Here is a 25,087-nt window from a genome sequence, read left to right on the forward strand (position 1 = left end):
GCGGGAGAGGTCGGACATCCGCCAGGATGTCCGGGCGAGGGTTGGCCCGGGCCTCGACAAAGAGCCCTCACCCGGAGCCGCTTCGCGTCTCCGACCTCTCCCGCAAGCGGGAGAGGCAATGCGAAACGCTCCGGCTGCAATTCCCCCCATGGGCTCTGTCTCCGCCCGATCTGCCGGTCAGTGTGCCACGGCCCGCTTCGCCGCGTCGCCGCCCTTGTCCAGGGTGCGGTCGACGGCGCGCTCGAACCCAGCCAGCGTGTCGGCCAGGCAGCTGTCGTCATGCGCCTCGCAGATGAACCAGGGCTCGCGCGAATCCGGCTCGCACAGCACCCCCTCCTCATGCAGCTCGCGCGCCAGCGCGTCGTAGAAGCTGTAGTCGGAGCGCTTCCAGTCGCGGTAGTCGCGCGGCGGCGTCGGGGCGAAGAACAGCCCGCCCATCGACGGGTGGCCGGCGAAGCAATGGACCACGCCGCGGGCATCCAGGACCCGCTTGATCCCGGCCTGCAGCCGGCGGCCATAGGCGGCGATGGTCTCAAGCGCCGGGGTCTCGTCCAGGATCTGCAGCGTCCGCTCGGCTGCGGCCAGCGCCACGGAATGGGCGGTGTAGGTGCCGCCATGGGCGACGCCGCGGCCATAGCGGCGCATGATGTCCTCGCGCCCGCCGATCGCCGCGATCGGATAGCCGTTGGCCATCGCCTTGGCCATGGTGGTGATGTCGGCCTTGACGCCCATCAGCTCCTGCGTGCCGCCGCGGGCGACGCGGAAGCCGGACTTGACCTCGTCGATGATCAGCAGCACGCCGTAGCGGTCGCACAGCTCGCGCACGGCGCGGACATAGGCGACATCGGCGGTGATGCCGCAGCAATTGCCCATGATCGGCTCGATCAGCATCGCTGCGATCTCGTGCGAGCGGCGGCGCAGCAGGTCCTCCAGCCGGTTGGCGTCGTTCATCGGCGTCAGGTGCACCAGCGGCCGCACCGCCTCCGGCACGCCCTGGGAATAGGGCATGATCGCCGGCTCGCGGTCGGTCCGGGACGGATCCCAGTCGTCCAGCGCCACCAGCCACATCGCCGCGTCGAACAGCCCGTGATAGCTGCCCTCGACCAGCACGTAGGAGTCCTTGCCGGTATAAGCGCGGGCCAGGCGCAGCGCCGCCATCACCGCCTCGGTGCCGGAGTTGGAGAAGCGCACCAGCTCCGCCGCCGGCATCATCCTGGCGATGCGCTCGGCCACGGTGAATTCTCGCTCGGTCGACAACGCGAAGACGCCGCCGATATCCATGCCCTGCCGCGCCGCCTCGTCCACCCGCGGGTCGGCATAGCCCAGGATCGCCGGGCCGTAGCCCAGCCGGTAGTCGACATAGGGGTTGTCGTCGAGGTCCCAGATCCGGCCGCCGCGGCCGCGCTTCACATAGATGGTCCGGTCGTCGCCCCAGTAGCGAAAGTTGGAGGCGACGCCGAGGGGCAGGCGGGTCGACGCCCGACGGAATTGCGCGTTGCTGCGCGCCAGGCTGCGGGTCATGGCAGCGGTCCTTGTGTCGTTGGTCCGGCGGTTCTGGGGCCGCGATTTCGGAGGCCCAGAATGGCATGGCGGGGCCGTTTCTGTCCATCGTGTTGAATGAACGTTCAATTAGAAGCTTGTTGGATGTTCATTCAGTATCTTTCCAGAACCCCGCGCCGATGCTAGGCTTTTGTGGAGATTTTATGGGGGTGCCGATGGCCGAAGGCCAGGCCGCGAGAAAGGTGAATGGGGGGCGGCGGCAGTCGAAGGAGCTGCGGCGGCAGGAGCTGATCGAGGCGACGATCGACGCCATCGCCAAGCGCGGCTACGAGGAGACGACGATGGCCGTGGTCGCCGACGGCGCCGGCCTGTCGCGCGGCATCGTCAACTTCCATTTCGAGAGCAAGGAGAAGTTGCTCGTCGAGACGCTGCGCTACCTGTCCGACGAGTATCGCGCCCATTGGCGCCGCGCCCTGCACGAGGCCGGGCCGGCCGCGGCGGACAAGCTGTGGGCCCTGGTCCTGGCCGATTTCGATCGGAAGATCTGCAATCCGAGGAAGATCGCCGCCTGGTGCGCCTTCTGGGGCGAGGCCAAGACCCGGCCGCATTACCGCGCTTTGTGCAGCGCCAACGACCAGGACTACCACCTGACCCTGCTCAACCTGTGCCGCGAGTTGGCGGCGGCGGGGCAGTCGCCGGACCTCCTGGCGCGCAGCCTGAACGGGTTGCTGGAGGGGCTGTGGCTGCATGTGATGATGGGGCCGAAGGAGTTCGGCCGCGAGGACGCCCGGGCCTGCGCGGTCGAGATGCTGGTCTCGGTCTTCCCCAAGCATTTCACCCGGGACGGGCCGCCCCTGAAAGGCACCGTGCCATGAGCTTCACGCTCCCCGACAGCGCCCGCGACTGGCAGGGCAAGATCCGCCGCTTCGTCGAGGCCGAGCTGATCCCGTGGGAGGAGCGGGCGGAGCTGGCCGGCGGCGAGATCCCGGCCGAGGTCGCGGCGCGGCATGAGCGGCTGGCGCTCGAGCTCGGACTGCCGCGGATCGATGCGCCGAAGCGCCATGGCGGGCTGCAGCTGCCGCTGCTCGACCAGGTGGCGATCGCGGAGCAGACCGGCCGGGTCACCAACGCCCTGGCCTGGTGCTATGGCGAGGCGCAGTCCTGGATGTTCGAGGCCTGCTCGCCGGACCAGATCGACCGCTTCATCCTGCCGCTGATGCGCGGCGAGCGGCATGTCTGCACCGCGGTGACGGAGGAGGGCGCCGGCTCCGACGTCGACGACATCGCCACCACCGCGCGGCGCGACGGCGACCACTACGTCATCGACGGCGAGAAATGGCACGTCACCAGCGCCAACCTGGCCGACACGGTGATCGTCCAGGCCAAGGTCCGCGGCGGCGAAGCCGATGGCGGCCATGCCCTGTTCTTCGTCGAAATGCCGGCCGAGGGGCTCAGCACCGTCCGCAGCCCGGCCTACACCCACAGCTACCGCCACCACCATCCGATCCTGCGCTTCGATGGGGTGCGGGTGCCGGCGGCGAACCGGATCGGCGCCGAGGGGCAGGGCATGGGCTTCATCCACGCTTGGTTCCGGCGCGAGCGGCTGATGATCGCGGCGCGCTGCTGCGGCGCGGCCGAGCGGCTGATCGAGGCGGCGACGGCCTTCGCGGCGGAGCGCAGGATCGGCGGCGAGCCGATGGCGCGGTTCCAGCTGGTCCAGGCGATGCTGGCCGACAGCGTCGCCGAGCTGCACGCCGCGCGGCTGGTGACCTATGAGGCGGCGGCCGCGCATGACCGCGGCCTGGACGTCAAGGCGCTGCACGCCCGCTGCTCGGTGGCCAAGCTGCTGGCATCGGAGATGGCCGGCCGGGTCGCCGACCGGGCGGTGCAGATCTTCGGCGGCCGCGGCTACATGCGCGAGAACGTGGCCGAGCGCTTCTACCGCGAGGTCAGGGTCGACCGGATCTGGGAGGGCACCAGCGAGATCCAGCGCCTGATCATCGCCGGCGCCCTGTTGAAGCGCGGGCTGAAGGGCACGATCGGAGGATGAGGGCGGGCGGACCAGCCGGCGAGACGCGTTGCCTCTCCCGCCTGGCGAGGCCTTTTCAGAATCCCCCAATCGTCATCCCCGCGAAAGCGGGGATCTCGTCACGCCCTGACCGGAAAGAGATTCCCGCTTTCGCGGGAATGACGGCAAAGGGATGGATTGCTGTTCTGACTGGATCGAGCCGACAAGAATCCGCTGGAGAATCCCGGCGAAGCGGGCTCTGAATAGGGAAAGCCGACGGCCGCGGCGAACAGACAACCGGCCGGCAGGTGAGGCGACATAGGGAGCCAGGCGATGACGCGTTCCCCCTTGGCCATCGGGCTGCTGGCCGCGGCCGCCATCCTTCTCGGCGCCGCCGCGGCGCAGGCCGAGGAGGAGAAGGTCGTCAACGTCTACAACTGGGTCGACTATATCGGCGAGACCACGATCCAGGATTTCGAGGCCGAGACCGGCATCAAGGTGGTCTACGACACCTATGACGCGTCCGAGACGGTCGACGCCAAGATGATGGCCGGCCATTCCGGCTACGACGTCGTGCTGCACGGCTCGCATCTGATCCCGCCGCTGGTCAAGGCCGGGGTGTTCAGCAAGATCGACAAGTCGAAGCTGACCAATTACGGCAATCTCGACCCGGAGATCCTGAAGGTCGTCGCCGGCCACGATCCGGGCAACGAATACTTCGTGCCGTACATGTGGGGCACGGTCGGCTTCGCCTATAATGTCGACATGATCAAGCAGCGCATGCCCGATGCGCCGGTCACCTCGCTCGACATGCTGTTCAAGCCCGACCTGGCGAAGAAATGGGCCGATTGCGGCATCTCGATCCTGGAATCGCCGACCGACATGATCCCGCTGGCGCTGTCCTACCTGCACCGCGACCCGAACTCGCAGAAGGCCGAGGATTACGAGGCCGCGGCGGCGCTGTTCCGGCCGATCCGGCAATACGTCAAGGCGATCGATTCCGCCAACTACCTGAACCAGCTGCCGAACCAGGAGCTGTGCCTGGCCTTCTCCTGGTCCGGCGACTACGCCACCGCCGCCAGCCGGGCGGCGGAGGCGGGGGTGAAGATCGACCTGGCCTATGCCGTGCCGGACAGCGGCGGCCCGGCCTGGTTCGACGGCTGGCTGATCCCGTCCGACGCGCCGCATCCCGACAACGCGCTGATCTTCATCAACTACATGCTGCGGCCGAAGGTGATCGCCGCCGCCACCAACTTCACCAACTACGCCAACGCCAACAAGGCGTCGGCGGAGTTCGTCAACAAGGAGATCCTGGAGAACCCGGCGATCTACCCGGACGCGGCGACGCGGGCGAAGCTCTACGTCCCGGCCGACCTGCCGCAGGAGGCGCTGCGCCTGCGCACCCGGGCCTGGAGCCAGATCAAGGCCGGGCAGTAGGGGCGGGCGGTGCGTGTCATCGGCAACCCCCTCCAATACCGACGGCCGGTATACGACCAGATTGCCTCTCCCGCTTGCGGGAGAGGTCGGACATCCGAAGGATGTCCGGGTGAGGGGATAGCGGCCTCGCCGAAAGCACCGTTCTCCCAGGAGCGAGCGCATGATCCGACCCGTCCTGAAACACCGACCCTGGCGTCGCGGCCGAACGGCCCTCACCCGGTCTCGCTGCGCGAGCCCGACCTCTCCCGCAAGCGGGAGAGGCAATTGGAGTGCGCTCGGAGATCTATGAACCCGATAGCCCGCGGCGGGAGGGGGCCAGGGGGAGGGGGTTCGCGCCGCCAGAACCCACGTCGCCCCTAGAGATGCCCACCGCCGAGCGCTATCCGGACATCAAGGACCGGCCCTGGCTCGATCCGCAGGCCAAACCGATCCTGCGTATTGAAGGCCTGACCAAGAAATTCGCCGACTTCATCGCGGTCGACGCGGTCGATCTCGAGATCCATCGCAAGGAGCTGTTCTGCCTGCTCGGCGGCTCCGGCTGCGGCAAGACCACGCTGCTGCGCATGCTCGCCGGCTTCGAGACGCCGAGCGCCGGTCGCATCCTGATCGACGGCCAGGACGTCACCCGGGCGCCGCCCTATGAGCGGCCGGTCAACATGATGTTCCAGTCCTACGCCCTGTTCCCGCATATGAGCGTGGAGAAGAACATCGGCTACGGGCTGAAGCACGAGGCGATGACCCCGGCCGAGCGGCGCGACCGGGTGGCCGAGCTGCTGGAGCTGGTGCAGCTGCAGGGCTTCGGCCCGCGCCGCCCGCACCAGCTGTCCGGCGGCCAGCGCCAGCGCGTCGCTTTGGCCCGGGCCCTGGCGAAGAAGCCGAAGCTGCTGCTGCTCGACGAGCCGCTGGCGGCGCTCGACAAGAAGCTGCGCGAGCAGACCCAGTTCGAACTGATGAACATCCAGGACCAGGTCGGCGTCACCTTCATCGTCGTCACCCACGACCAGGAGGAGGCGATGGCGCTGTCGACCCGGATCGCGGTGATGAACCGCGGCCGGATCGTGCAGACCGGCACGCCGACCGACATCTACGAATACCCGAACTGCCGCTTCTCGGCGGATTTCATCGGCTCGATCAACCTGTTCGACGGCACGGTGGACAGCGCGGCCGATGGCCGGGTGACGGTGGCGACCGAGCAGGCCGGGCCGCTGGTGGTGGCCCATGCCGGGGCGGTGGCGCCGGGCACCCCGGTCTCGGTCGCGGTGCGGCCGGAGAAGATCGCGATCGGGCGCGAGCCGCCGCAGGGCGCCGCCAACACGCTGCAGGGCATGGTCTACGACCTCGGCTATTTCGGCGACCGCTCGCTGTTCCGGGTGCGGCTCGGCAATGGCCGGCTGGTCTCGGTCAGCCGGCAGAACGACCGTCGCGGGCGGGAGGAGGACCGGCCGGTCGACTGGGACGACCGGGTCTGGCTGTCCTGGTCCCCCGCCGCGGCGCTGCTGCTGACCGAATGACCGCGGTTCCGGACCCTGGAGGGGCGACGCCCTTCTGGCGCCGGGCCCTGCGCCGGGTCGGCGACGCCTGGCGCGGCCTGATCATCGGCGTGCCGACGGTCTGGCTGGTGCTGTTCTTCCTGGTGCCGTTCCTGATCGTGCTGAAGATCAGCCTGGCCCAGAGCATCGTCGGCCGGCCGCCCTATTCGGCGCTGCTGGAATGGGGCGAGGGGGCGTGGCCGGCGGTCACCGCCTCGCTGCGCAACTACGTCTTCCTGACCCAGGACTGGCTCTACCTCGCCGGCTACCTGAACTCGGTCAAGATCGCGCTGATCTCGACCGCGCTGTGCCTGGTCTGCGGCTATCCGGTCGCCTACGGCATCGCCCGGTCCTCGCCCGGCGCGCGCAACATCCTGCTGCTGTTCGTGATCCTGCCGTTCTGGACCTCGTTCCTGCTGCGCATCTATGCCTGGATGGGGCTCCTCAACAAACAGGGCATCCTCAACGGATTCCTGGTCTGGAGCGGCATCCTCGACCAGCCGATCGAGATGATGAACACCGACTTCGCGGTCTATCTCGGCATCGTCTATTCCTACCTGCCCTTCATGATCCTGCCGCTCTACGTGACGCTGGAGAAGCTGGACCAGAGCCTGGTCGAGGCGGCGATGGACCTTGGCTCGCGGCCCTGGCGGGTGTTCGTCGACGTCACCCTGCCGCTGTCGCTGCCCGGCATCGTCGCCGGGTCGCTGCTGGTGTTCATCCCGGCGACCGGCGAATACGTGATCCCGGCGCTGCTCGGCAACCCGTCCAGCCCGATGATCGGCCAGGTGCTGTTCAGCGAGTTCTACTCGAATCGCGACTGGCCGGTGGCCTCGGCCGTGGCGGTGGTGCTGCTGCTGGTCCTGGTGCTGCCGATCCTGTGGTTCCAGAACCGCCAGGCGCGGGGAGGTGAGGCATGAGGGGCCGGTCCCGCTTCCTCACCCTCTGGCTGGTGGCCGGCTTCGTGTTCTTCTACGGGCCGATCGCCTCGATGATCGTGTTCTCCTTCAACGCGTCGCGGCTGGCGACGGTCTGGGGCGGCTTCTCGACCAAGTGGTATGCGGCGCTGTGGGGCAACCGGCAGGTGGTCGACGCGGCGCTGCTGAGCCTGCAGATCGCCGCGGTCTCCGCCACCATCGCCACCGCGCTCGGCACCATGGCGGGCATCGCTTTGGCGCGGTTCGGCCGGTTCCGCGGTCGCCTGCTGCTGGCCGGCATGGTCACGGCGCCGCTGGTGATGCCCGAGGTGATCACCGGCCTGTCGCTGCTGCTGCTGTTCGTGGCGCTGGAGGATACGTTCGGCTGGCCGTCCGGCCGCGGCGCCATGACCATCACCATCGCCCATGTCACCTTCTGCATGGCCTATGTCGCGGTGGTGGTGCAGTCGCGCCTGGCCGACATGGACGCGTCGATCGAGGAGGCGGCGGCCGATCTCGGCAGCCGGCCCTGGCAGGTGATGGTCGACATCACCCTGCCGCTGCTGGCGCCGGCCATGGTGTCGGGCTGGCTGCTGGCCTTCACCCTGTCGCTGGACGACCTGGTGATCGCCACCTTCACCTCCGGCCCCGGCGCCAACACCCTGCCGATGCTGATCTTCTCCAAGGTCCGGCTGGGGCTGACGCCGGACATCAACGCGCTGGCGACGATCATCATCCTGGTGGTGGCCAGCTTCGTCATCGCCAGCGCCGTGATCCTGAACCGCCGCGACGCCCGCAAGGCCCGCGACAGCCGTCGTGCCGCCGCCGGGGGTGGATCGGCATAAAGATCACCATCGATTTTTGCGTAAATGCAGGTCAAGGAACCCGTTTCCGCTTCGTCCCGTTGGGTGTTCGTTGCGGCCTGGATTCGGGTCGCTTCACTGAACTGGAGGACGTGCTATGCGTTCCATCTCCACGGCTTTCGCCCTGGCCGGTCTGTCGCTGCTGGCGGCCGCCTGCACGGTGAACACCGCCCCGCCCGCCCGGACCACCGTGCTCACCCAGCCGGCGCCGGCCGTGGTCACTCAGCCCGCCCCGACCGTGGTCATGCCGGGCACCACCACCTATGTCACGCCGCCGCGCACGACGGTGGTGACGCCGGCCTACTGAGGCCGGCCGGAATGGTCGAGCCGGCACGGCGGCCCCGCGGCTTCGGCCGCCAGGGCGCCTGATCGGGCATCCGCTTCCCGAAGGCCTCCGTGCCGGCCCGACCCTCGAGACCCGGACCTTCCGGGGAACACGGCGCCGCGTCGTCTTGTTGCTGATTGAGCGCGGTGCCGACTCAGACCGCTTCCACCCGAAATGGAGGATTGGACATGCGCTCCACCATCCTGGCCATCACCCTTCTCGGGCTGCCGCTCCTGGCCGCCTGCACCGTGAACAACACCCCGGACAAGCCGGACACCACCGTGGTCACCCAGCCGGCGCCGTCGGCGACCGTGGTGACGCCGCCGCCGCGCACGACCGTCGTGACGCCGGCCTACTGAGGGTAAGCCACGGCGGGGGCGCGCAGCCCTAGAGACCGTTTGAAAATGCGCTGGCGTGAGTCGGATGGCGGTGGTTTCGAGAACCGGCGCGCAGCGGACGTTCGGGTCCGTGAGCACCGGAAGCGCAGAAACCGCCGTCAGACGGCCGCGCCAGTAGCATTTGCAGACGGTCTCTACAGGTGGCGCGTCTCCGCCGGCGCCCTCTCCCAATGGTCGGCGCGGCCGTCCTCGAACTGGACCGGCAGCCCGGCCAGCTCCTCGGCCGTCACATCATCCAGGCAGGCGACGTTGACGGCATAGAAGGTGCCGCCCAGCGCCTCCATATGGCCGCGGCCGAACGGCTTGACGCCGCAGCGGCGGCAGAACAGGTGATGGATGGTGCCGCCCGCGGCGCCGTCGAACTGATAATCCGACAGCGCATCCTCGCCCTGCAGCAGGCGGAAGTCGGGCGCCCTCACGATCGCCTTCCAGAACCGCCCCTTGCCGCAGATCGAGCAGTTGCAGCGGCTGGTGCCGGCCGCCAGGTCGGCCTCGCATTCGAAGCGCACGGCGCCGCAATGGCAGCTGCCGTGATAGCTGCGTTTCATCGCGCGTCCCCTCCCGATGGTTCAGCCTGAGCCAGAAAGCCCGGCAGCTTGTCGAAGCACTCGTTCCAGCCGCCGCGGTGGCTGTCGCGGCTCTCGATCGACCGGAAGCCGGTCTGGCGGAAGGTCATCTCGGTCCTGCCGCCGTGCTCCCGGAAGGTGAGGGCGATCAGCATCTGCTGCGCCACCTCCTCGTCCCAGGCGAAGGTGAAGACCAGCCGGTCCGGCGGCGCGATCTCGCGATAGATCCCCGCCATGCCGAAGCTCTTGCCCTCGGGCGAGGTGATGACGGCGCTCCAGGCGCCGCCCGGCCGCAGGTCGATCCGCACCGCGGAGGCGGAAAAATCCTTCGGCCCCAGCCAGCACACCAGATGCTCGGGCTGGGTCCAGGCCTTGAACACCAGGCTGCGCGGCGCGTCGAACTGGCGGGTGATCACCAGCTCCGATCCTGATTCCAGGGTGGCGCTGTCACTGGGTGCGGTCATCGTCGGTGTCCTTGCCTTGCAGTTGGCGCAGATAGGCGTTCAGCCGGTCGAAGCCGGCATCCCAGAACGGGCGATAGCCTTCGACCCAGTCGGCGATCTCCTTCAGCGGCCCGGCCTGCAGCCGGCAGGGCCGCCACTGCGCCGAGCGGCTGCGCGCCACCAGCCCGGCGCGCTCCAGCACCTTCAGATGCTTGGACACGGCGGTCAGGCTCATGGCGAAAGGCTCACCGAGCTCGGTGACCGAGGCCTCACCCCGCGCCAGCCGCGCCAGGATGGCCCGGCGGGTGGGGTCGGCGAGCGCCGCCAGAGTGAGGCTGAGGGGATCCGTCGACACGTTATGAACCGATCGGTTAAACAACCAGATGGTTCAATACGGCCACTGACCTGGACCTGTCAAGACACCCGATGACGATCGCGGCTGCCCGGCCTCCGACACATCCCGGCGGATCCAGCCCTGGAAGGCGCGGAGGTTGATCTCCTTCTCGCCCAGCACGCCAGTGGGCTAGGCGAATCTGTAAGGAAACTACTTGCCCGTATTATTCGGATTTTTCATTCAATAACCTACTAGATCAGGCTAGAAAGAAGAAAGATGGTCGTATATTAAAGTGAGTCGTCGGTTTCCGGTACTTCCAGCGGCAACTCCAGTTGTTCTGCATCTAGCGAGGCTTGTAGTTCAATCCGATCCTTGCGCAACGTAACGTCAATTCGAATCCCCAGATCCTCGAAGATGATGGCCCTGGGCTTGTCCTCTTCCATAAATCCGAAGAAGGTAAACGGCAAAGCGTAGGTGTCACCGGACACCTGTTGACCGAGAACCTGGGTAAGAGCCTTCGCAGTGGGCTGCATAGACTCACGATCGCGACCCAGGATCCCGGTCTTGAGAAGGATGAGGCCTTCATCGAAGCCGCCCGCCAGGGCCCGCTTTCGATCAGCTGCGTCGACTACCTCATCCAGCTGAATGTTGTCTGCTTGTGCGAGGGAGCGAATAATTTCGAATAGATCAGCAAGTTCTCCACGCTTATCATCTATGGTTCGTGCGTTACGAACTTCAAGTGCCTCCTCAAGTAACTTGCTGATCAAGAATCCTTTCTTTAGGTTGTTGGGTATCTTTCGTGTGATCTCTGCTTCCTGTCGGTTGGCGATGCGGCCTGGGATGCGGTCTCTGACGATCTTGCCGAACATGACGCTACGCCGGACTCGAGTGTGGTCCTTCTCACCCGTGGCTATTACAGCGCATCCGAGGCGTCGCAGAGCGAAGTATGCGTGGGCAAGAGTGGAGCCCGCCAACATGACCGGTACAGATAGTTCGAGGGCAGCGTTTCCAACAGCGTCGATGAACTTCATGTCGCGCATGAGTTCTTGATCCGTCGGCATAAGCTCAAGCGCGAGTTTTGAGCGTGGTGCCGGGAGGTTTCGGACCTTGTCTAGGTCGTCTCTATCGGCGATCGTGATGGTCTTGTAATTACTACGATCAGAGTTGCGCTCCGTGTCGTGTGCTTCGGTCCAATACCAAGGCAGATTGAATGTCAGCCCCTTGTCGTCCACACATCCGACAAACCACATGACGTGGCAAGCTTTCCCAAGCCGATCAGCGATGGCGCGCGTTCTTGTAGCGAGATCCAGGGCCTCCTTTCGGCCAATACTTAGGCTCCGACCAAGATCATTTCTGATTCTGACATATTCCCAATTACCACTCTCGTGAGCAAGAAGCATGTTCGACTTGTATTCGGTGTACTCGGTTGCCAACTCAGTCGGGACATGCACTTCCCAGATATCATATGGACAATACTGAAGTGCGTCGGGTAGGCCCCAGAGGCTGTGGATCTCAACAATGGGGCTCTGTGGATCCGCCCGGGCCCAAGCGGAAGCGCGAGCGGCAATGAAGCGGTGGACAACGAATGCAAGGTCTACAGGGCCTCCCTCCTCTTCCTGCATTTGGTCTCGGACCGCTAGGCACCGACGCGCTGCCTCATCGGGGGTTAGGCCCTCCGTTCGCCTCAGATTCAGCGCTTTCTCGTGGCCGCTGGTTCTGATGACAATTCCGTCGGGTCCGATCAGGGATCTGAAATCTTCCTCTAGATTCTGGAGGCCATCTGCATCGCCAGTGCGCGGCAGCTGCTCGAAAGGGACATAAAAGAGCGTTGGTCGATTCGCAGCATCTGGTTCCCACAACTCTTCGAGGACCCGAAGCTTATCCCATTGCTTCAAGGCGTCGCCCTCGGCGGCCCTTAAAAATCTGCCGTTGACGGAAGCGGGACGGTAAAAAGGTCCTATCCTTACGTTGAATGGATTCACGCCGGAGACGTCTTCATCCTCCTGGTCTACTTGAACGAGATAGACTTTGTCGTCACTGGTCTCAATCCATTCACAGTTGACCCTCTGCAACACTCCTCTCAGTAGGTCGTTGTTAAGCCAGGCAGCGATGGATCCAAAGAGCCGTTCCCTCTGCATGCCAGGCTTAATTTCGAGCGATCTGCGCGGATTTGCTGCCTCGTCTCTCTGCGCGTTGAGACGGACCCGCGACGTTAACCCGCCGTAATCGGAACTGAGTTCCCAGTGATCGCGAGTCTTGGAAATGCGGAGGAGGTTGCCGAACTCCCCCTTACCCCGAGGGGTAAGGTAGCTTTGCATGACGATGCCGACACGTCTCTTTGGCGCGGAGTCGAGAACCTGCCTTATGGCCGAGCATATGTCGCCAACAAAGTCCTCCGTATCGGCTCTGACTGGGACGCTCTCGTAACTGCCTCTGTCCCATATCATTTCGCCCACGATACTGGATCGGACGTAAATCACGCCTGTCATTGCAGCCAGATGGCGGAGCCGATCTATGGCTTCCCCGTCGATCGCATTGAGATCGGCTTTGTTATCCTCGAAAACTCCAGCCGATACCAAAGCGAAAGGTGGCGTCCATAGCCTGGGTAATGTTGCCAGGGTTGCAGCCTTGGAGCCGAACTCCTGCCTTAGGGATTCGATTTCCGCCCATGAAAGCGGATCGGAGTCCCACGAAAAAATGATCTTCTCGATCATTTCTTTTCCAGAGTGCCGAACACCGCATTGGCAATGTTCGAGAGTAGCCCGCTCACCCCATCGGAAAAATAGCCGATCATAAACGCCAGAGCCGCGGTTGCTGCCCCCGACCGTGGCGAAGCGGAGGCCTGACTTCCGAGCAATCCTCCATCCAACAACGTCAGAACAACGCAGGCGTAGATGCCTCCAATAAACGGAACGAAGAGTCTCCAGTACCGCCGGTCAAGATGCCATTTGGATTTGGCTACAGAATGCACGAGCCATTTTATCGAGAACGTCGTTCCTCCCAAACTGCCGACGAAGTAGGTCGCGACCAGTTGGAATACGATGTTCATCCGAGGCATTTCGACAGCTCGGATAGGATCACTATCCGAAATGAGAAACGATAGGGGAATTTGCCACGAATGGCCCGAGAGGCTCAGGAAAAGGCCGCTCAGAAACGTGACTACGGCTAGAATAGCCGAAAGGATCAGTGCTTCCTGATTGATGCATCGTCTTGCCTCGGCGGGGTACTTGGTCTTCCAATCACCGGGAAGGCGGCCATCGGTATACTCGGCCTTTGCGGCGCCGGGTTGCGCGAACTCGGGTGACGGCAACGAAGCAGTCGGTAAGGGGACGACATCGGCCGCCGTCGAAGAGTCAGGCGTGTCTTTGGCGCTTGTCACAGGTAGCCTTATGTTCGGACAGGGGCCAGGGCGTTGATGGTTCGGCAGACGTTGTCCGTATGGGGATGGGTTCTATAGTTCCATGCATCCGGCTTGCCCACGAGCGTCGCTATCTGGCGACGCAAGAACTGCGAACCGACATGATCAACATTGTGGGTGACATAAGCGGTGTCGCCCGAGCAAAGAACGAGATAAGAGCTTGATACCTCGACAGCCAAATATGCCTCGCTTGGGACGGTGAGCTTCCAGGCTAGGCTGCCTGCTTTCGAAGCTGCCGATGCCAACTCATCCACACCGAACGGCGGGTCGATCAGGATGTGCAAATGTGCATGGTCGACACCACATCCGACTTGCGAGCCTTCTTGGGATGGCCCGTGCTCGAACCAGATGGCGCGCGCCGGAGATATGTCGTAGTGCGACAAAATCTGGCTGACAATATCGGCTGCGCTTCCGTGTCCTCTCTGCTGGTCTAAAGACGCGAAATTGAGCACTGCCGCCCGCGGGATCACGAGCAGCCAAAGCGGCAGGATGGAGCCAAGTGTCGGCGTGACGACGAAATCGTCGTTTGTCAGCAGTATTTCGTCGAATACGGAGCGAGATGCCAATCGGTCCGTGGGATCGGCCGAAAGAATGCCAGAAAACCTGTGTGGAACATGACTTCCGGGCGAGTGCTGAAACATGCCATCCTCCGAACTGGGCAGCCAAAGCCCAATTGCGTTCTGAAGCTACATCGGTTCGCGTTATAACGCGAGCACGCCACGGGCTCCGTGCCGCTATCCAGCCCTTCCCTGCCCGGCCTCCGGCACGTCGCGGCGGATCCAGCCCTGGAAGGCGCGGAGGTTGATCTCCTTCTCGCCCAGCACGCCGCTGCCATAGGCCGAGCCGGAGAGGCCCTGCTGGACCGAACGGAGCAGCGCCGCATCCTCGTCATGCACCCGGTTGTTCACCCGCAGGTTCAGCCGCCGGGTCAGCTGCATGGCGCGGCGGTCGTCCGGCCGGGCATAGGCGCGCCAGCGCAGGATCGACCGGCCGGGGCCTGCGGGTAGGATGTGGAAATAATCCAGCATGTCCGGATACAGCTCCAGCGACACCGCCGGGTACAGGAACAGATAGGTCCAGCGCCGCTTCAGCGCCTCGGGCAGATGCGGCACGTCCGGCAGCAGCCGGGCATAGGCCCGGGTCGACCAGCCGCCGTCGGGATCGCGGCGCAGCGCGTGGCTCAGGCGGATGGTGCGGCTGGCGTCGTCCGGCTCGCGGTCATAGGCGCCGGACATCAGCCCGAACAGGCCGGGATGGCCGGTCGGGAAGTGGTAGTCCTCGAGGTAGTTGTCCCAGACAGTCTTCCAGTCGGCATCGATCTCGCCGATCCAATAGTCGGTGATCGGCACCATCTCCTCGATCCGGTGCGCCGCCAGCTCTGCCGCATAGGGGGCGTAGCGCTCGGCCACCGACGGGCCGCCGCTTTCGAAGCGCAGGAAGACGAAGCCGGCGAACACCTCGCAATCCAGCGGCAGCAGGCCGAGGCCCGCGGTGTCGATCTCCGGGAAGGTCTTGGCCGCCGCCACCGCGCGCAGCCGCCCGTCCCAGGCGTAGCACCAGGCGTGGTAGGGGCAGCGGATCAGCCCGCTGCAATGGCCGTCGCGGCCCTGCAGCACGGCATGGGCGCGGTGCCGGCAGACATTGTGGAAGGCGCGCACCCCGCCGTCTTCGCCGCGGATGACGAAGGCGCGCTCGCCCAGCGCCTCGAAGGTGACGTAGTCGCCGGGGGCCGGCAGCTCCGAGACATGCGCCACCAGCTGCCAGGCCGGGCGGTGGATGCGCGCGACCTCGGCCGCGTGGATGCCGGGATCGGCATAGGTCCAACCGGGCAGGGTCGGCGGCAGGGCAGGGGCGTCGGGCTCGGCCTCCGCCACCAGGCGCAGCCGGGCCGGGGTGGCGAACGCCGCCGGGTACAGGTTGGCCAGATAACGGCGGCAGGTGTCGACCGCGTCGTCCCAGTCGAAGGCCTCGCGCTGCACCAGCGCCTCCTGCGACAGCGCATCGACCAGCCCGCACAGGCCCAGCGCAGCGGCGCGCAGCTCGATCCGGGCGCCGGCGCGCTCGGCCAGCTCGGCCATCAGCGCGTGCACCGCCTCGTAGAAGGCGCGGTCGGAGGCGCCGACCAGCGCCATGTAGTCGTCGCGGGCCCGGCTCTCGCCCCAGAAGGCGTACCAGACCGCCAGCCGCTCCAGGCTCGCCACCTGCGGGTCGAAGCTGGCGCGGACCAGCGCCATCAGCGCCTGCTCCGGCGCCCGGCCGGCGGCGGCCACCGCGCTCTCGCACAGGCTGCGATAGGCCTCGGCCATGCGGGCCAGCGTGGCCTGCAGCAGGTCCTGCTTCGACTTGAAGTGGAAATTGACCATGCCGGCGGTCAGCCCGGCCAGGCTGGCCACCTTGCTCAGCGTGACGTTCGACAGGCCGTGTTCGGCGATCGCGGTGATCGCCGCATCGATCAGCTGTTCGCGCCGGGCATCCTGCGGCAGCCGCGCCCGCACCCGGATCTCCATGCCGTCGTCCATGCCAACCTCCCGATCGGCTGTTCGATCCTTATTGAATGGTCATTTTATGGAATCGAACGGCTGTTTGGCAAGGGCGATGCTCTTCTCCCTCCCCTATCGTCATTCCCGCGAAAGCGGGAATCTCTTTCCGATCAATGCGTTGCGAGATCCCCGCTTTCGCGGGGATGACGGAATGGAGTGAAGGGAGGCTCCTCAGCCCGCCTGTATCCGTGCCGCGAGGGCCTGGTGGCTGCTTATCAGCCGGGGCAGGTCCAGGCCGGGGATCGCGCCATGCTCCACCCGCCACACGCCGCCGACCATGACGAAATCGGCTCGGTGGGCGCCGCACAGCACCAGGGCGGCCAACGGGTCGCCATGGCCGGCGAAGCGCAGCTCGTCCAGCGCGAACAGGGCCAGGTCGGCCTGCTTGCCCGGCGCGATCACGCCGAGATCCGGCCGGCCGAGGCAGGCGGCGGAACCTGCGGTGGCCCAGCGCAGCGCGTCGTGGTGGCTGATCGCGGTGACGCCGTAATGCAGCCGCTGCAGCAGGAAGGCGGCGCGCACCTCCTGCATCAGGTTCGACCCGTCATTGGAGGCGGAGCCGTCGACGCCGAGGCCGACCTTCATCCCCGCCTGCTCCATGCCGTGCACCGGGCAGTGGCCGGAGGCCAGAATCTGGTTCGAACAGGGGCAATGCGTCACCGCCGTTCCGGCCCGGGCCATGCGGCCGATTTCCGCCGGGTTGAAATGGACGCCATGCGCCAGCCAGGTGCGCGGGCCCAGCCAGCCGCATTCCTCGAGGTAGTCGAGCGGCCGGCCGCCGAATTTCTCGACGCAGAAGCGGTTCTCGTCCTCGGTCTCGGCCAGATGGGTGTGCAGCCGGACATCGAGCCGATCGGCCAGCTCCGCCGTGCGCCGCATCAGCGACCCGGTGACCGAGAAGGGCGAGCAGGGGGCCAGCGCGATCTGCACCATGGCGCCGTCGCCGGGCTGGTGATGCGCCGCGACCAGCCGCTCGCTGTCGGCCAGGATCGCATCCTCGTCCTGCACCACGCTGTCCGGCGGCAGGCCGCCGTCGCGCACCGACAGGTTCATCGATCCGCGGGTCAGCACGGCGCGGACGCCCAGCGACTTGGCCACCTCGACCTCGATGTCGATGGCGTGCTCCAGCCCGTCCGGGAAGACGTAGTGGTGGTCCGAGGTGGTGGTGCAGCCGGACAGCAGCAGCTCGGCCATCGCCACGGTGACGGCGCTGCGCAGCGCCTCCGGGTCCAGCCGGGCCCAGACCGGGTACAGCGCCTGCAGCCAGGGGAACAGCTCGCGGTCCAGCGCCGCCGGCACGGCGCGGGTCAGGGTCTGGTAGAAATGGTGATGGGTGTTGATCAGCCCGGGCAGCACGACATGGCTGCCGGCGTCGAACACGTCGTCCACCGGCGCCGCCGGCTCCCGTCCCGCCGGCACCAGCTCGGCGATCCGCCCATCCTCGACCACCACGCCGCGCTCGGCACCGTCCGCCAGGATCGCCAGCGGGTCCTTGATCCACAGCCGCATCGCATGCCTCCCGTTCCCGTTATCCGGAGCGTAGCACCGGATGAGGGGGACAGGAGGGGTTGTGCGATTTGAAAGTGCTTCAACCTGGCGATGGCATCACGCCGCGTCCTGCTGCGCCGCCGCGGGCGCGGCGATCTCGAAATCGGCTTGGCGCTCCAGCACCTTGAGGATGGCGGAATGGTCCCAGGCGGCGCCGCCCTGGGCGATGGCGGCGTGCAACAGCTGCTGCGTCGCCGCGGTGTTCGGCAGCGGCACGCTCAGCGCCTTGGCGCCGTCCAGCGCCAGGGCCAGGTCCTTCTGGTGCAGGGCGATGCGGAAGCCGGGCGCGAAGTTGCGCTGGATCATGCGCTCGCCATGCACCTCGAGGATGCGCGAGGCCGCGAAGCCGCCCATCAGCGCCTGGCGCACCCGGGCCGGGTCGGCGCCGGCCTTGGCGGCGAACAGCAGCGCCTCGGCCACCGCCTCGATGGTCAGGGCGACGATGATCTGGTTGGCGACCTTGGTGGTCTGGCCGTCGCCATTGCCGCCGACCAGGGTGACGGTCTTGCCCATCACCTCGAACAGCGGGCGCACCCGGTCGAAGGCGGCCTGCGGCCCGCCGACCATGATGGTCAGGCTGGCGGCCTTGGCCCCGACCTCGCCGCCCGAGACCGGGGCGTCGAGATAGTCGCAGCCCAGCGCGTTGATCTTCCCGGCGAAGCCCTTGGTGGCGATCGGCGAGATCGAGCTCATATCGACCACGATTTTGCCGGGCGACAGCCCCTCGGCGACGCCGCCGGGGCCGAACAGCGCCGCCTCCACATGCGGCGTGTCGGGCACCATGATGATGACGATGTCGGCCCGCCGTGCCGCCTCGGCGGCGGAGGCGACGGCGGTGCCGGCCAGCCCCTCCGGCACGCCGGTGATGTCGTAGAGAAACAGGCTGTGCCCGGCGGCGATCAGGTGGCCGGCCATGGGGCGGCCCATGATGCCGAGGCCGATGAAGGCGACGTTCATGACGAACTCCTCAGAAAAAAGGGGAGCTTCTCTGTGCAATCCCCTGCGAGACCCTTTTCGGAGCAGCTACCCCCCGCCGTCATTGCGAGGAGGCGAAGCCGACGAAGCAATCCATGCCTCCGCTCGTGCTGCACCATGGATTGCTTCGCTGCGCTCGCAATGACGGTGTTGGGAATTCCGAAAAGGCTGTTTGTGGGAGGGTGAGGGGGAATGGCTCACGCCGCGACGGTCGCCCTGGCCCGATACGGCGCGAACCAGCCGAGGCCGGCCTCGGTGCCGACCTGCGGCACGTATTCGGCGCCGACCCAGCCGGCATAGCCGAGCGCGTCGAGCAGGCGGAACAGGAAGGGGTGGTGGATCTCGCCGGTGCCCGGCTCGTGCCGGCCGGGGTTGTCCGCCACCTGGATGTGGCCGATGCGGGACATCAGCGCCTGCAGCGTCGGCCCCAGGTCCCCCTCCATGATCTGCATGTGGTAGATGTCGTATTGCAGCCTGGTGTTCGGCGCCTCGACCGCGTCGAGCAGGTCCAGCGTCTGCTGCGATCCGCTGAGGAAGAAGCCGGGGATGTCGCGGGTGTTGATCGGCTCGACCAGCAAGGTGATGCCGGCCTCGCCCAGCGCCTTGGCGGCGAAGCGCAGGTTGTCGACCAGCGTGTCGCCCAGCACCGTCTCGGCCACGCCCGCCGGCCGCTTGCCGGCCAGGCAGTTGAGCTGGCGGCAGCCCAGCGCGGTGGCATAGTCGATGGCCAGGCCGACCCCGTCCTGGAACTCGCCCTTGCGGTCGGGCAGGCAGGCGATGCCGCGCTCGCCCTTGGCCCAGTCGCCGGCCGGCAGGTTGTGCAGCACCTGGGTCAGGCCGTGGCGCTGCAGCCGCTCGGCCAGCTCGTCCTTCGGATAGGGGTAGGGGAACAGGTACTCGACCCCGGTGAATCCGGCCTCGGCGGCGCGGCCGAAGCGGTCGAGGAAGGAATGCTCGTTGAACAGCATGGTCAGGTTGGCGGCGAAGCGCGGCATGAAGGGCTCCGATTCTGCCGCTGTCATTGCCGGGCTTGACCCGGCAATCCAGACGGCGTCGACAGTCTCTGGATGCCCGGGTCAAGCCCGGGCATGACAGGAAAAGGGAATGCGGCGGAAAGAGGCTGTCGCTACACCGTCTCCGGCTCGCGGGCCGGGACGGGGGCGAGGTCGACGACCTCCTCGAACTCGGTGACATTGTCGATCTCCGGCCCCATGGCGATGTTGGTCACCCGCTCGGTGATGATCTCGACCATGACCGGCAGGCTGGCCTGGGTGGCGCGGGTGCGGGCCCATTGCAGGGCCTCGCCGATCTCGGCCGGGTCGAACACCCGGCGGGCGATGCAGCCGAACGCCTCCGCCGCCTTGACGTGGTCGACACCGTAATCGCCGATCTCCGGCGCGTTGATGTTCTGGAACGAGAGCTGGACCTCGTAATCCATGTTGTAGCCGCGCTCGGCCTGCCGGATCAGGCCGAGATAGGCGTTGTTCAGCACCACCAGCACGAAGGGGATGCGGTACTGCGCGGCCACCGCCAGCTCCTCGATCAGGAACTGCAGCGAATAGTCGCCGACGATGCCGACCACCTCGGCCGACGGGTCGGCCAGCTTGGCGCCGGTGCAGGCCGACACCTCCCAGCCCAGCGGGCCGGCCTGGCCGCAGATGATGTAGTTGCGCGGCTTGTACACCTTCTGGAACTGGCCGGAGGCGATCTGGTACAGGCCGATCGCGGTGACGAAGCGGGTGTCGCGGCCGAAGGCGGCGTTGATCTCCTGGAAGGCCCGCTGCGGCTTGATCGGGGTGTTGTCGAAATCGGTCCGGCGCAGCATGGTGCGCTTGCGCTCCTGCACCGCGCCGGTCCAGGCGTCGCGCTTCGGCAGGCGGCGGCCGCGGGCCTCGGCGATCAGCGCCTCCAGCGCCAGCCCGGCATCGGCGACGATGCCGAGGTCCGGGCAGAACACCCGGCCGATCTGGGTCGGCTCGATGTCGACATGGATGAACTTGCGGCCCTTGGTATAGACGTCGGTCGACCCGGTGTGCCGGTTGGCCCAGCGATTGCCGATGCCCAGCACCACATCGCTCTGCAGGAAGGTGGCGTTGCCGTAGCGGTGCTGGGTCTGCAGCCCGACCATGCCGGCGTTCAGCGGGTGGTCGTCGGGGATGGTGCCCCAGCCCATCAGCGTCGGCACCACCGGCACGTTCACCAGCTCGGCGAACTCGACCAGCAGGTCCGACGCCTCGGCGTTGATGATGCCGCCGCCGGCGACGATCAGCGGCTTCTCCGCCGCCAGCAGCATGTCGACGGCGCGGGCGATGGCGCTGGGGTTCGGCGCCGGGCGCGAAACGGGAAGGCGCGCGTCGGTCTCCGGATCGTAGTCGATGATCTCCTTCTGCACGTCGATCGGCAGGTCGATATGCACAGGGCCGGGGCGGTCGGAGCGCATGATCTGGAAGGCGCGGCGGAACACCCAGGGCACCTGGGCGCCCTCCATCACCGTGATCGCCCATTTGGTCACGGGCCGGGCGATGGCGGCGATGTCGACCGCCTGGAAATCCTCCTTGTGCAGCTTGGCGCGCGGCGCCTGGCCGGTGATGCACAGGATCGGGATCGAATCCGCGATGGCGGAGTACAGGCCGGTGATCATGTTGGTGCCGGCCGGGCCGGAGGTGCCGATGCAGACGCCGATGGCGCCGGCCCGGGCCCGGGTGTAGCCCTCGGCGGCATGGGTGCCGCCCTCCTCGTGCCGGACCAGCACATGGCGGATGCCGCTGTCCTTCAGCGCCTCGTAGAACGGCAGGATCGCGGCACCCGGCACGCCGAACGCCACCTCCACGCCTTCGCTGCGCAACACATGCACCGCCGCTTCCATCGCCGTCATCTTGGGCATCATGCCCTCCCGTTCGAAGGTTCTCGGGCGAGAGTGGCTGGCGGGGCAGGGCAGGGCCAGCGAAGGCCCGAAACATTCCAGGGCGTGAAATGCGGCGGACCGGAACGGTCTTTTTCACCTGGTGGAACGGCTGGATCGGGTCGTGCCCATCCCCTTCCTGTGATGCCCGGGCTTGACCCGGGCATCACAGGAAGGGGATGTCGACATCTTCTGGATTGCCGGGTCAAGCCCGGCAATGACACAATGAGGAGGTTGCCCCCCGAAGGGGAAGTAGGCCATGCCTGAGGTTACTTTTGCCGATCTGCTGGCCGATCTCGCAGGCCATCTCGACCGCCTTGAGGCCGACCGCACGGAACTGGTCGTGATCCGGCCGGGCCACGAGCCGATGGTGATCGTCCCGCTGGCCGAGTTCGAGTCCCTGCGCGAGACCGCTTACCTGCTCAGCACGCCTGCCAACGCGGACCACCTGCGTCGCTCCATCGCCGAACTGGATCGCTGACGCCGGCCTTAGTGAGGCCGGCCGCCGAGTTACAGGGTGACTCCTCCCATCCGTTCGCAACTTACTAGGAGTGCCGAGCAGCCGACTGCCCGTGGAGCGTCTTTCGCTTCAAGCGGTACGAAATTTCTTTGTAAAGATCAGGGTCATCTTTCAGCTTCTCCAAGATCGCCAGTGCCTCCGGCTGCCTTGATCGCGATAGCTTGGAGATCAACAGCAGACGTGATTGGCCGAGGGTAGGATCAGCCACCAGCTCGATGAGCTTGGGCAGATCTGCCGATTGGGCCATACCGCTCACTGCGGCTACCAACCCATCTCTGAAGCCGCTTTGAGGCGTGGATCTCAGCTGCTGTAGAACAGAGAGAACTTTGTCCCAGGCAAGCTGCCGAGCTTCTGGCGCGCCGAGGGAGCGAGCAATCCCCTCTCGGATGCGGTCGAAGTACTCACGGTCCAAGTGGTCGAGCAGAATGGGAATTGCAGAACGATATTTCGGATGCTTCTTGCTCAAGAGCCAAGCAGATCTGACGTCAATGCCGGCATCCTTTAACGCCGCGATCAGCGGAGCCTCGTTTTTCGCGCGGGCGGCGACTCGCTCCTCGTGAAGGCGTTCCCTCTCGGCTCGTTGAGCCACCCACTCATGGTCGGCCTCAAGGCGGCGCGTCAACTCATCGGCGGTGATCGGCTCGCGGCGTGGCATGGTCAATCCGAACTATGACGCCTGTGATCATACCGCAGTCCGGAATGTTTGAAGCACCTCAGTGCGGCCGGCCGCCGAGCTGGAGCGTCACCTTCTCCGCCGCCTGGCGCACCAGCATGCCGATCTGGCCGATGCGGTCGTCGCCCATGCGCTCGCGCGGGGCGGAGATCGACAGGGCGGCCACCGGGCGGCCGCCGCGGTCGAGGATCGGCGAGGCGACGCAGCGCACGCCGGACAGGTGCTCCTCGTCGTCGATGGCGTAGCCGGAGCGGCGGGCGCGGCTGATCTGGTCGCGCAGGCTGGGCAGGTCCGGCACCGTGTTCACGGTCAGCCGGGTCAGGGCCAGGGCTGGCAGGGTGCGCGACAGCACCGGGTCGGTCTTGGCCGACAGCAGCGCCTTGCCGGCGCCGGAGCCGTGCACCGGCAGCGGCGTCGACCCCGGCAGGCTGGCGCCCGGATCGCCGAGCTGGTGCAGATAGAGGATGGTGCCGCGCTCCTCCACCGCCAGGTTCACGGTCTCGTGGCACAGGCCGAACAGGGTGCGCATCGGCGGGTCGGCCAGGCGGCGCAGCCCCATGCCGTCGGCATAGGCGAGGCCGGAGAGGAAGGCCTGCACCCCGACCGTCCAGCGCCGCGTCGCCGGGTCGAAGCGCACGTAATGCGCCTCCTCCAGCGTGGTCAGCAGGCGGTGCACGGTGGGGGCGGAGAGGTCGGTGGCGCGGGCCAGCTCGGTCAGGCTCATGCCCTCGGCTCGGCCGGCCACGGTGTCGAGCAGCCGCAGGGCGCGGAGCAGCGACCGGACCTGCCCGGTCTTCGGCTCGTCGATGCTGGGGTCGCGATCGATCTCGGCCATGGCGCTCCTGACTGGACGCTCAGGCCGGTGACCGGCTTCGCGTACCCTCCCGTTCATGCATGCGGCGCCCTTGGATGTAGGTCGCCTTCACCGACCGATCATCCCCCAAAGTCATGAGGATGAACAGTTCTTCCTCCAGGTCGGCCTCGACCGCCTCCATCCGGTGCGCCATGGCTGCGGTGGCGCGGGCGTCAAGGACCACGAGATCGGCGCACCGCCCCGGGGCGATGCTGCCGATCTCGTCCTCGAGGCCCAGCGCCTCGGCATTGCCGGCGGTGACCAGGTGGAAGGCCTCCAGCGCCGACAGGTTGGTGCCCTGCAGCTGCTGCACCTTGTAGCCCTCGCCCAGCGTGCGCAGCATCGAATAGCTGGTGCCGCCGCCGACATCGGTCGCCACCGCGATCCGCACCGGCGGGGTGCGCCGTGCCAGCTCGCGCATCGGAAACAGGCCGCTGCCGATGAACAGGTTCGAAGTCGGGCAGAACACCGCGACCGAGCCGCTCTCGGCCATGCGCTGCCGCTCGCGCTCCTCGAGATGGATGCAGTGGCCGAACAGGGTCTTGGGCCCCAGCAGCCCGTATGTGTCGTAGACGTCGAGATAGTCGCGGCTGTCGGGGAACAGCTCGCGCACCGCCTCGACCTCCTTGAGGTTCTCGGCGATGTGGGTCTGGACATAGGCGTCCGGGAACTCCCGGGCCAGCGCGCCCGCCGCCTCCAGCTGGGCCTCGGTCGAGGTGATGGCGAAGCGCGGCGTGACGGCATAGCGCTGGCGGCCCTTGCCGTGCCAGCGCTGCAGCAGCCGCTTGCTGTCGTCATAGGAGGATTGGGCGGTGTCGAGCAGGCCGGGCGGGGCGTTGCGGTCCATCATCACCTTGCCGGCGATCATGGCGGTGCCCAGCCGTTCGGATTCGGCGAAGAAGGCCTCGGCCGAGCCGGGATGGACCGAGCCGTAGACCGCGGCGGTGGTGGTGCCGTTGGCCAGCAGCTCGGCCAGGAACCACTGCGCCTGGCGCTCGGCAAAGGCCTGGTCGGCATAACGCTGCTCGGCGACGAAGGTGTATTTCTGCAGCCACTCCAGCAGCTGCGCGCCGTAGGAGGCGATCACCTGGGTCTGTGGGAAGTGCAGATGCGCGTCGATGAAGCCGGGCAGGATCAGCTCGTCCGGATAGCAGTCGACCGCGGTGCCGGCCGGCAGCGTCGGCAGCACTTCGGCCGCCGGGCCGACCCGGGTGATGCGGCCGTCCTCGACGACCACCACCCCGTCCGGGACGTAGCGGTAGCTGGCGTTGTCGCCCGCACCCTTCGGGGCGGCGAGGAAGCTCAGCAGTCGGCCGCGCAGGGCGGTGGTGGTCATTC

24 protein-coding genes are annotated in these 25,087 nt (G+C 66.7%); 9 read left to right on the plus strand and 15 right to left on the minus strand.

Annotated features, from left to right (window positions below; all coding sequences use genetic code 11):
* Positions 1-177 precede the first annotated feature (177 nt).
* Positions 178-1,521 carry an aspartate aminotransferase family protein gene (locus AB4Z01_RS00665; protein ID WP_441689497.1) on the minus strand — a complete coding sequence of 448 codons (1,344 nt, stop codon included), beginning with the start codon at positions 1,519-1,521 and terminating at the stop codon, positions 178-180.
* Positions 1,522-1,715: 194 nt separating this feature from the next.
* Between AB4Z01_RS00665 and betI the strand changes: the two genes are divergently transcribed.
* The 8 genes from betI to AB4Z01_RS00705 all read left to right on the plus strand — a co-directional run bounded on the left by betI (position 1,716) and on the right by AB4Z01_RS00705 (position 8,938).
* Complete coding sequence (betI, locus tag AB4Z01_RS00670) at positions 1,716-2,375, plus strand: transcriptional regulator BetI (RefSeq protein ID WP_441689499.1); 660 nt, start codon at positions 1,716-1,718, stop codon at positions 2,373-2,375.
* Positions 2,372-3,550, plus strand: a complete 1,179-nt coding sequence (locus AB4Z01_RS00675) for an acyl-CoA dehydrogenase family protein (protein WP_441689501.1) — start codon at positions 2,372-2,374, stop codon at positions 3,548-3,550. Before betI ends, AB4Z01_RS00675 begins: the two co-directional genes overlap by 4 nt.
* 291 nt (positions 3,551-3,841) lie before the next feature.
* Complete coding sequence (locus AB4Z01_RS00680) at positions 3,842-4,945, plus strand: polyamine ABC transporter substrate-binding protein (RefSeq protein ID WP_441689502.1); 1,104 nt, start codon at positions 3,842-3,844, stop codon at positions 4,943-4,945.
* A 362-nt stretch (positions 4,946-5,307) separates the two neighbouring features.
* On the plus strand, positions 5,308-6,456 hold the full coding sequence (locus AB4Z01_RS00685) for an ABC transporter ATP-binding protein (RefSeq protein ID WP_441689504.1): 1,149 nt from the start codon (positions 5,308-5,310) through the stop codon (positions 6,454-6,456).
* Positions 6,453-7,394, plus strand: coding sequence for an ABC transporter permease subunit (locus AB4Z01_RS00690; RefSeq protein WP_441689506.1), 942 nt, complete (start codon positions 6,453-6,455; stop codon positions 7,392-7,394). Before AB4Z01_RS00685 ends, AB4Z01_RS00690 begins: the two co-directional genes overlap by 4 nt.
* Positions 7,391-8,236: an ABC transporter permease subunit gene (locus tag AB4Z01_RS00695; RefSeq protein WP_441689507.1), complete on the plus strand. Its 846-nt coding sequence runs from the start codon at positions 7,391-7,393 to the stop codon at positions 8,234-8,236. The genes AB4Z01_RS00690 and AB4Z01_RS00695 overlap by 4 nt, the downstream gene beginning before the upstream one ends.
* Positions 8,237-8,351: 115 nt before the next feature.
* Positions 8,352-8,561: a hypothetical protein gene (locus AB4Z01_RS00700; protein WP_441689508.1), complete on the plus strand. Its 210-nt coding sequence runs from the start codon at positions 8,352-8,354 to the stop codon at positions 8,559-8,561.
* Between the two features lie 206 nt (positions 8,562-8,767).
* On the plus strand, positions 8,768-8,938 hold the full coding sequence (locus AB4Z01_RS00705) for a hypothetical protein (RefSeq protein WP_429227581.1): 171 nt from the start codon (positions 8,768-8,770) through the stop codon (positions 8,936-8,938).
* A gap of 173 nt (positions 8,939-9,111) precedes the next feature.
* Here the strand turns inward: AB4Z01_RS00705 and AB4Z01_RS00710 are convergent, their stop codons facing one another.
* From AB4Z01_RS00710 to gcl, 11 genes are all read right to left on the minus strand, one after another.
* Positions 9,112-9,525 carry a GFA family protein gene (locus AB4Z01_RS00710; protein WP_441689510.1) on the minus strand — a complete coding sequence of 138 codons (414 nt, stop codon included), beginning with the start codon at positions 9,523-9,525 and terminating at the stop codon, positions 9,112-9,114.
* Entirely contained in the window at positions 9,522-10,007 is a 486-nt protein-coding gene (locus AB4Z01_RS00715) for an SRPBCC family protein (RefSeq protein ID WP_441689512.1), read from the minus strand. The genes AB4Z01_RS00710 and AB4Z01_RS00715 overlap by 4 nt, the downstream gene beginning before the upstream one ends.
* Positions 9,991-10,341: an ArsR/SmtB family transcription factor gene (locus AB4Z01_RS00720; protein WP_441689514.1), complete on the minus strand. Its 351-nt coding sequence runs from the start codon at positions 10,339-10,341 to the stop codon at positions 9,991-9,993. Before AB4Z01_RS00720 ends, AB4Z01_RS00715 begins: the two co-directional genes overlap by 17 nt.
* A gap of 266 nt (positions 10,342-10,607) precedes the next feature.
* On the minus strand, positions 10,608-13,034 hold the full coding sequence (locus AB4Z01_RS00725; protein ID WP_441689516.1) for a hypothetical protein: 2,427 nt from the start codon (positions 13,032-13,034) through the stop codon (positions 10,608-10,610).
* Positions 13,031-13,699, minus strand: a complete 669-nt coding sequence (locus tag AB4Z01_RS00730) for a hypothetical protein (RefSeq protein ID WP_441689517.1) — start codon at positions 13,697-13,699, stop codon at positions 13,031-13,033. The genes AB4Z01_RS00725 and AB4Z01_RS00730 overlap by 4 nt, the downstream gene beginning before the upstream one ends.
* 8 nt (positions 13,700-13,707) lie before the next feature.
* Positions 13,708-14,379: a hypothetical protein gene (locus AB4Z01_RS00735; RefSeq protein ID WP_441689519.1), complete on the minus strand. Its 672-nt coding sequence runs from the start codon at positions 14,377-14,379 to the stop codon at positions 13,708-13,710.
* A gap of 93 nt (positions 14,380-14,472) precedes the next feature.
* Positions 14,473-16,257, minus strand: coding sequence for an SRPBCC family protein (locus AB4Z01_RS00740; protein WP_441689520.1), 1,785 nt, complete (start codon positions 16,255-16,257; stop codon positions 14,473-14,475).
* 192 nt (positions 16,258-16,449) lie between these two features.
* Positions 16,450-17,787 (minus strand): 8-oxoguanine deaminase, encoded by a 1,338-nt coding sequence (locus AB4Z01_RS00745; RefSeq protein ID WP_441689522.1) that lies wholly within the window; start codon positions 17,785-17,787, stop codon positions 16,450-16,452.
* Positions 17,788-17,883: 96 nt separating this feature from the next.
* Positions 17,884-18,783, minus strand: a complete 900-nt coding sequence (locus AB4Z01_RS00750; RefSeq protein ID WP_441689523.1) for a 2-hydroxy-3-oxopropionate reductase — start codon at positions 18,781-18,783, stop codon at positions 17,884-17,886.
* A 215-nt stretch (positions 18,784-18,998) separates the two neighbouring features.
* Positions 18,999-19,796, minus strand: a complete 798-nt coding sequence (hyi, locus tag AB4Z01_RS00755) for a hydroxypyruvate isomerase (RefSeq protein WP_441689524.1) — start codon at positions 19,794-19,796, stop codon at positions 18,999-19,001.
* Positions 19,797-19,927: 131 nt separating this feature from the next.
* Positions 19,928-21,685, minus strand: coding sequence for a glyoxylate carboligase (gene gcl / locus AB4Z01_RS00760; protein ID WP_441689525.1), 1,758 nt, complete (start codon positions 21,683-21,685; stop codon positions 19,928-19,930).
* Between the two features lie 277 nt (positions 21,686-21,962).
* On the opposite strand from gcl, the gene AB4Z01_RS00765 reads away from it, so the two are divergent.
* The gene (locus tag AB4Z01_RS00765; RefSeq protein WP_441689526.1) at positions 21,963-22,184 is read left to right on the plus strand and encodes a type II toxin-antitoxin system Phd/YefM family antitoxin; all 222 of its coding nucleotides are present in this window, start codon (positions 21,963-21,965) and stop codon (positions 22,182-22,184) included.
* A 64-nt stretch (positions 22,185-22,248) separates the two neighbouring features.
* Here the strand turns inward: AB4Z01_RS00765 and AB4Z01_RS00770 are convergent, their stop codons facing one another.
* Genes AB4Z01_RS00770 through guaD form a run of 3 tightly spaced genes read right to left on the minus strand, consistent with a single transcriptional unit; the run spans position 22,249 to position 25,085 of the window.
* A complete protein-coding gene (locus tag AB4Z01_RS00770; RefSeq protein WP_441689527.1) occupies positions 22,249-22,878 on the minus strand; it encodes a hypothetical protein in 630 nt (209 codons plus the stop codon).
* A 58-nt stretch (positions 22,879-22,936) separates the two neighbouring features.
* Positions 22,937-23,731 carry an IclR family transcriptional regulator gene (locus AB4Z01_RS00775; RefSeq protein ID WP_441689529.1) on the minus strand — a complete coding sequence of 265 codons (795 nt, stop codon included), beginning with the start codon at positions 23,729-23,731 and terminating at the stop codon, positions 22,937-22,939.
* A gap of 19 nt (positions 23,732-23,750) precedes the next feature.
* Positions 23,751-25,085, minus strand: a complete 1,335-nt coding sequence (gene guaD / locus AB4Z01_RS00780) for a guanine deaminase (protein ID WP_441689531.1) — start codon at positions 25,083-25,085, stop codon at positions 23,751-23,753.
* Positions 25,086-25,087: the final 2 nt, after the last annotated feature.

It is taken from the genome of Inquilinus sp. YAF38, from assembly GCF_052113205.1.
In the GTDB taxonomy this organism is placed as follows: Bacteria; Pseudomonadota; Alphaproteobacteria; order DSM-16000; family Inquilinaceae; genus Inquilinus.

Coding starts and splice junctions, on each gene's coding strand:
- AB4Z01_RS00665 (WP_441689497.1), bottom strand. CDS start 1,521: ATGACCCGCAGCCTGGCGCGCAGCAACGCGCAATTCCGTCGGGCGTCG.
- betI (WP_441689499.1), top strand. CDS start 1,716: ATGGCCGAAGGCCAGGCCGCGAGAAAGGTGAATGGGGGGCGGCGGCAG.
- AB4Z01_RS00675 (WP_441689501.1), top strand. CDS start 2,372: ATGAGCTTCACGCTCCCCGACAGCGCCCGCGACTGGCAGGGCAAGATC.
- AB4Z01_RS00680 (WP_441689502.1), top strand. CDS start 3,842: ATGACGCGTTCCCCCTTGGCCATCGGGCTGCTGGCCGCGGCCGCCATC.
- AB4Z01_RS00685 (WP_441689504.1), top strand. CDS start 5,308: ATGCCCACCGCCGAGCGCTATCCGGACATCAAGGACCGGCCCTGGCTC.
- AB4Z01_RS00690 (WP_441689506.1), top strand. CDS start 6,453: ATGACCGCGGTTCCGGACCCTGGAGGGGCGACGCCCTTCTGGCGCCGG.
- AB4Z01_RS00695 (WP_441689507.1), top strand. CDS start 7,391: ATGAGGGGCCGGTCCCGCTTCCTCACCCTCTGGCTGGTGGCCGGCTTC.
- AB4Z01_RS00700 (WP_441689508.1), top strand. CDS start 8,352: ATGCGTTCCATCTCCACGGCTTTCGCCCTGGCCGGTCTGTCGCTGCTG.
- AB4Z01_RS00705 (WP_429227581.1), top strand. CDS start 8,768: ATGCGCTCCACCATCCTGGCCATCACCCTTCTCGGGCTGCCGCTCCTG.
- AB4Z01_RS00710 (WP_441689510.1), bottom strand. CDS start 9,525: ATGAAACGCAGCTATCACGGCAGCTGCCATTGCGGCGCCGTGCGCTTC.
- AB4Z01_RS00715 (WP_441689512.1), bottom strand. CDS start 10,007: ATGACCGCACCCAGTGACAGCGCCACCCTGGAATCAGGATCGGAGCTG.
- AB4Z01_RS00725 (WP_441689516.1), bottom strand. CDS start 13,034: ATGATCGAGAAGATCATTTTTTCGTGGGACTCCGATCCGCTTTCATGG.
- AB4Z01_RS00735 (WP_441689519.1), bottom strand. CDS start 14,379: ATGTTTCAGCACTCGCCCGGAAGTCATGTTCCACACAGGTTTTCTGGC.
- AB4Z01_RS00740 (WP_441689520.1), bottom strand. CDS start 16,257: ATGGACGACGGCATGGAGATCCGGGTGCGGGCGCGGCTGCCGCAGGAT.
- AB4Z01_RS00745 (WP_441689522.1), bottom strand. CDS start 17,787: ATGCGGCTGTGGATCAAGGACCCGCTGGCGATCCTGGCGGACGGTGCC.
- AB4Z01_RS00750 (WP_441689523.1), bottom strand. CDS start 18,783: ATGAACGTCGCCTTCATCGGCCTCGGCATCATGGGCCGCCCCATGGCC.
- hyi (WP_441689524.1), bottom strand. CDS start 19,796: ATGCCGCGCTTCGCCGCCAACCTGACCATGCTGTTCAACGAGCATTCC.
- gcl (WP_441689525.1), bottom strand. CDS start 21,685: ATGCCCAAGATGACGGCGATGGAAGCGGCGGTGCATGTGTTGCGCAGC.
- AB4Z01_RS00765 (WP_441689526.1), top strand. CDS start 21,963: ATGCCTGAGGTTACTTTTGCCGATCTGCTGGCCGATCTCGCAGGCCAT.
- AB4Z01_RS00770 (WP_441689527.1), bottom strand. CDS start 22,878: ATGCCACGCCGCGAGCCGATCACCGCCGATGAGTTGACGCGCCGCCTT.
- AB4Z01_RS00775 (WP_441689529.1), bottom strand. CDS start 23,731: ATGGCCGAGATCGATCGCGACCCCAGCATCGACGAGCCGAAGACCGGG.
- guaD (WP_441689531.1), bottom strand. CDS start 25,085: ATGACCACCACCGCCCTGCGCGGCCGACTGCTGAGCTTCCTCGCCGCC.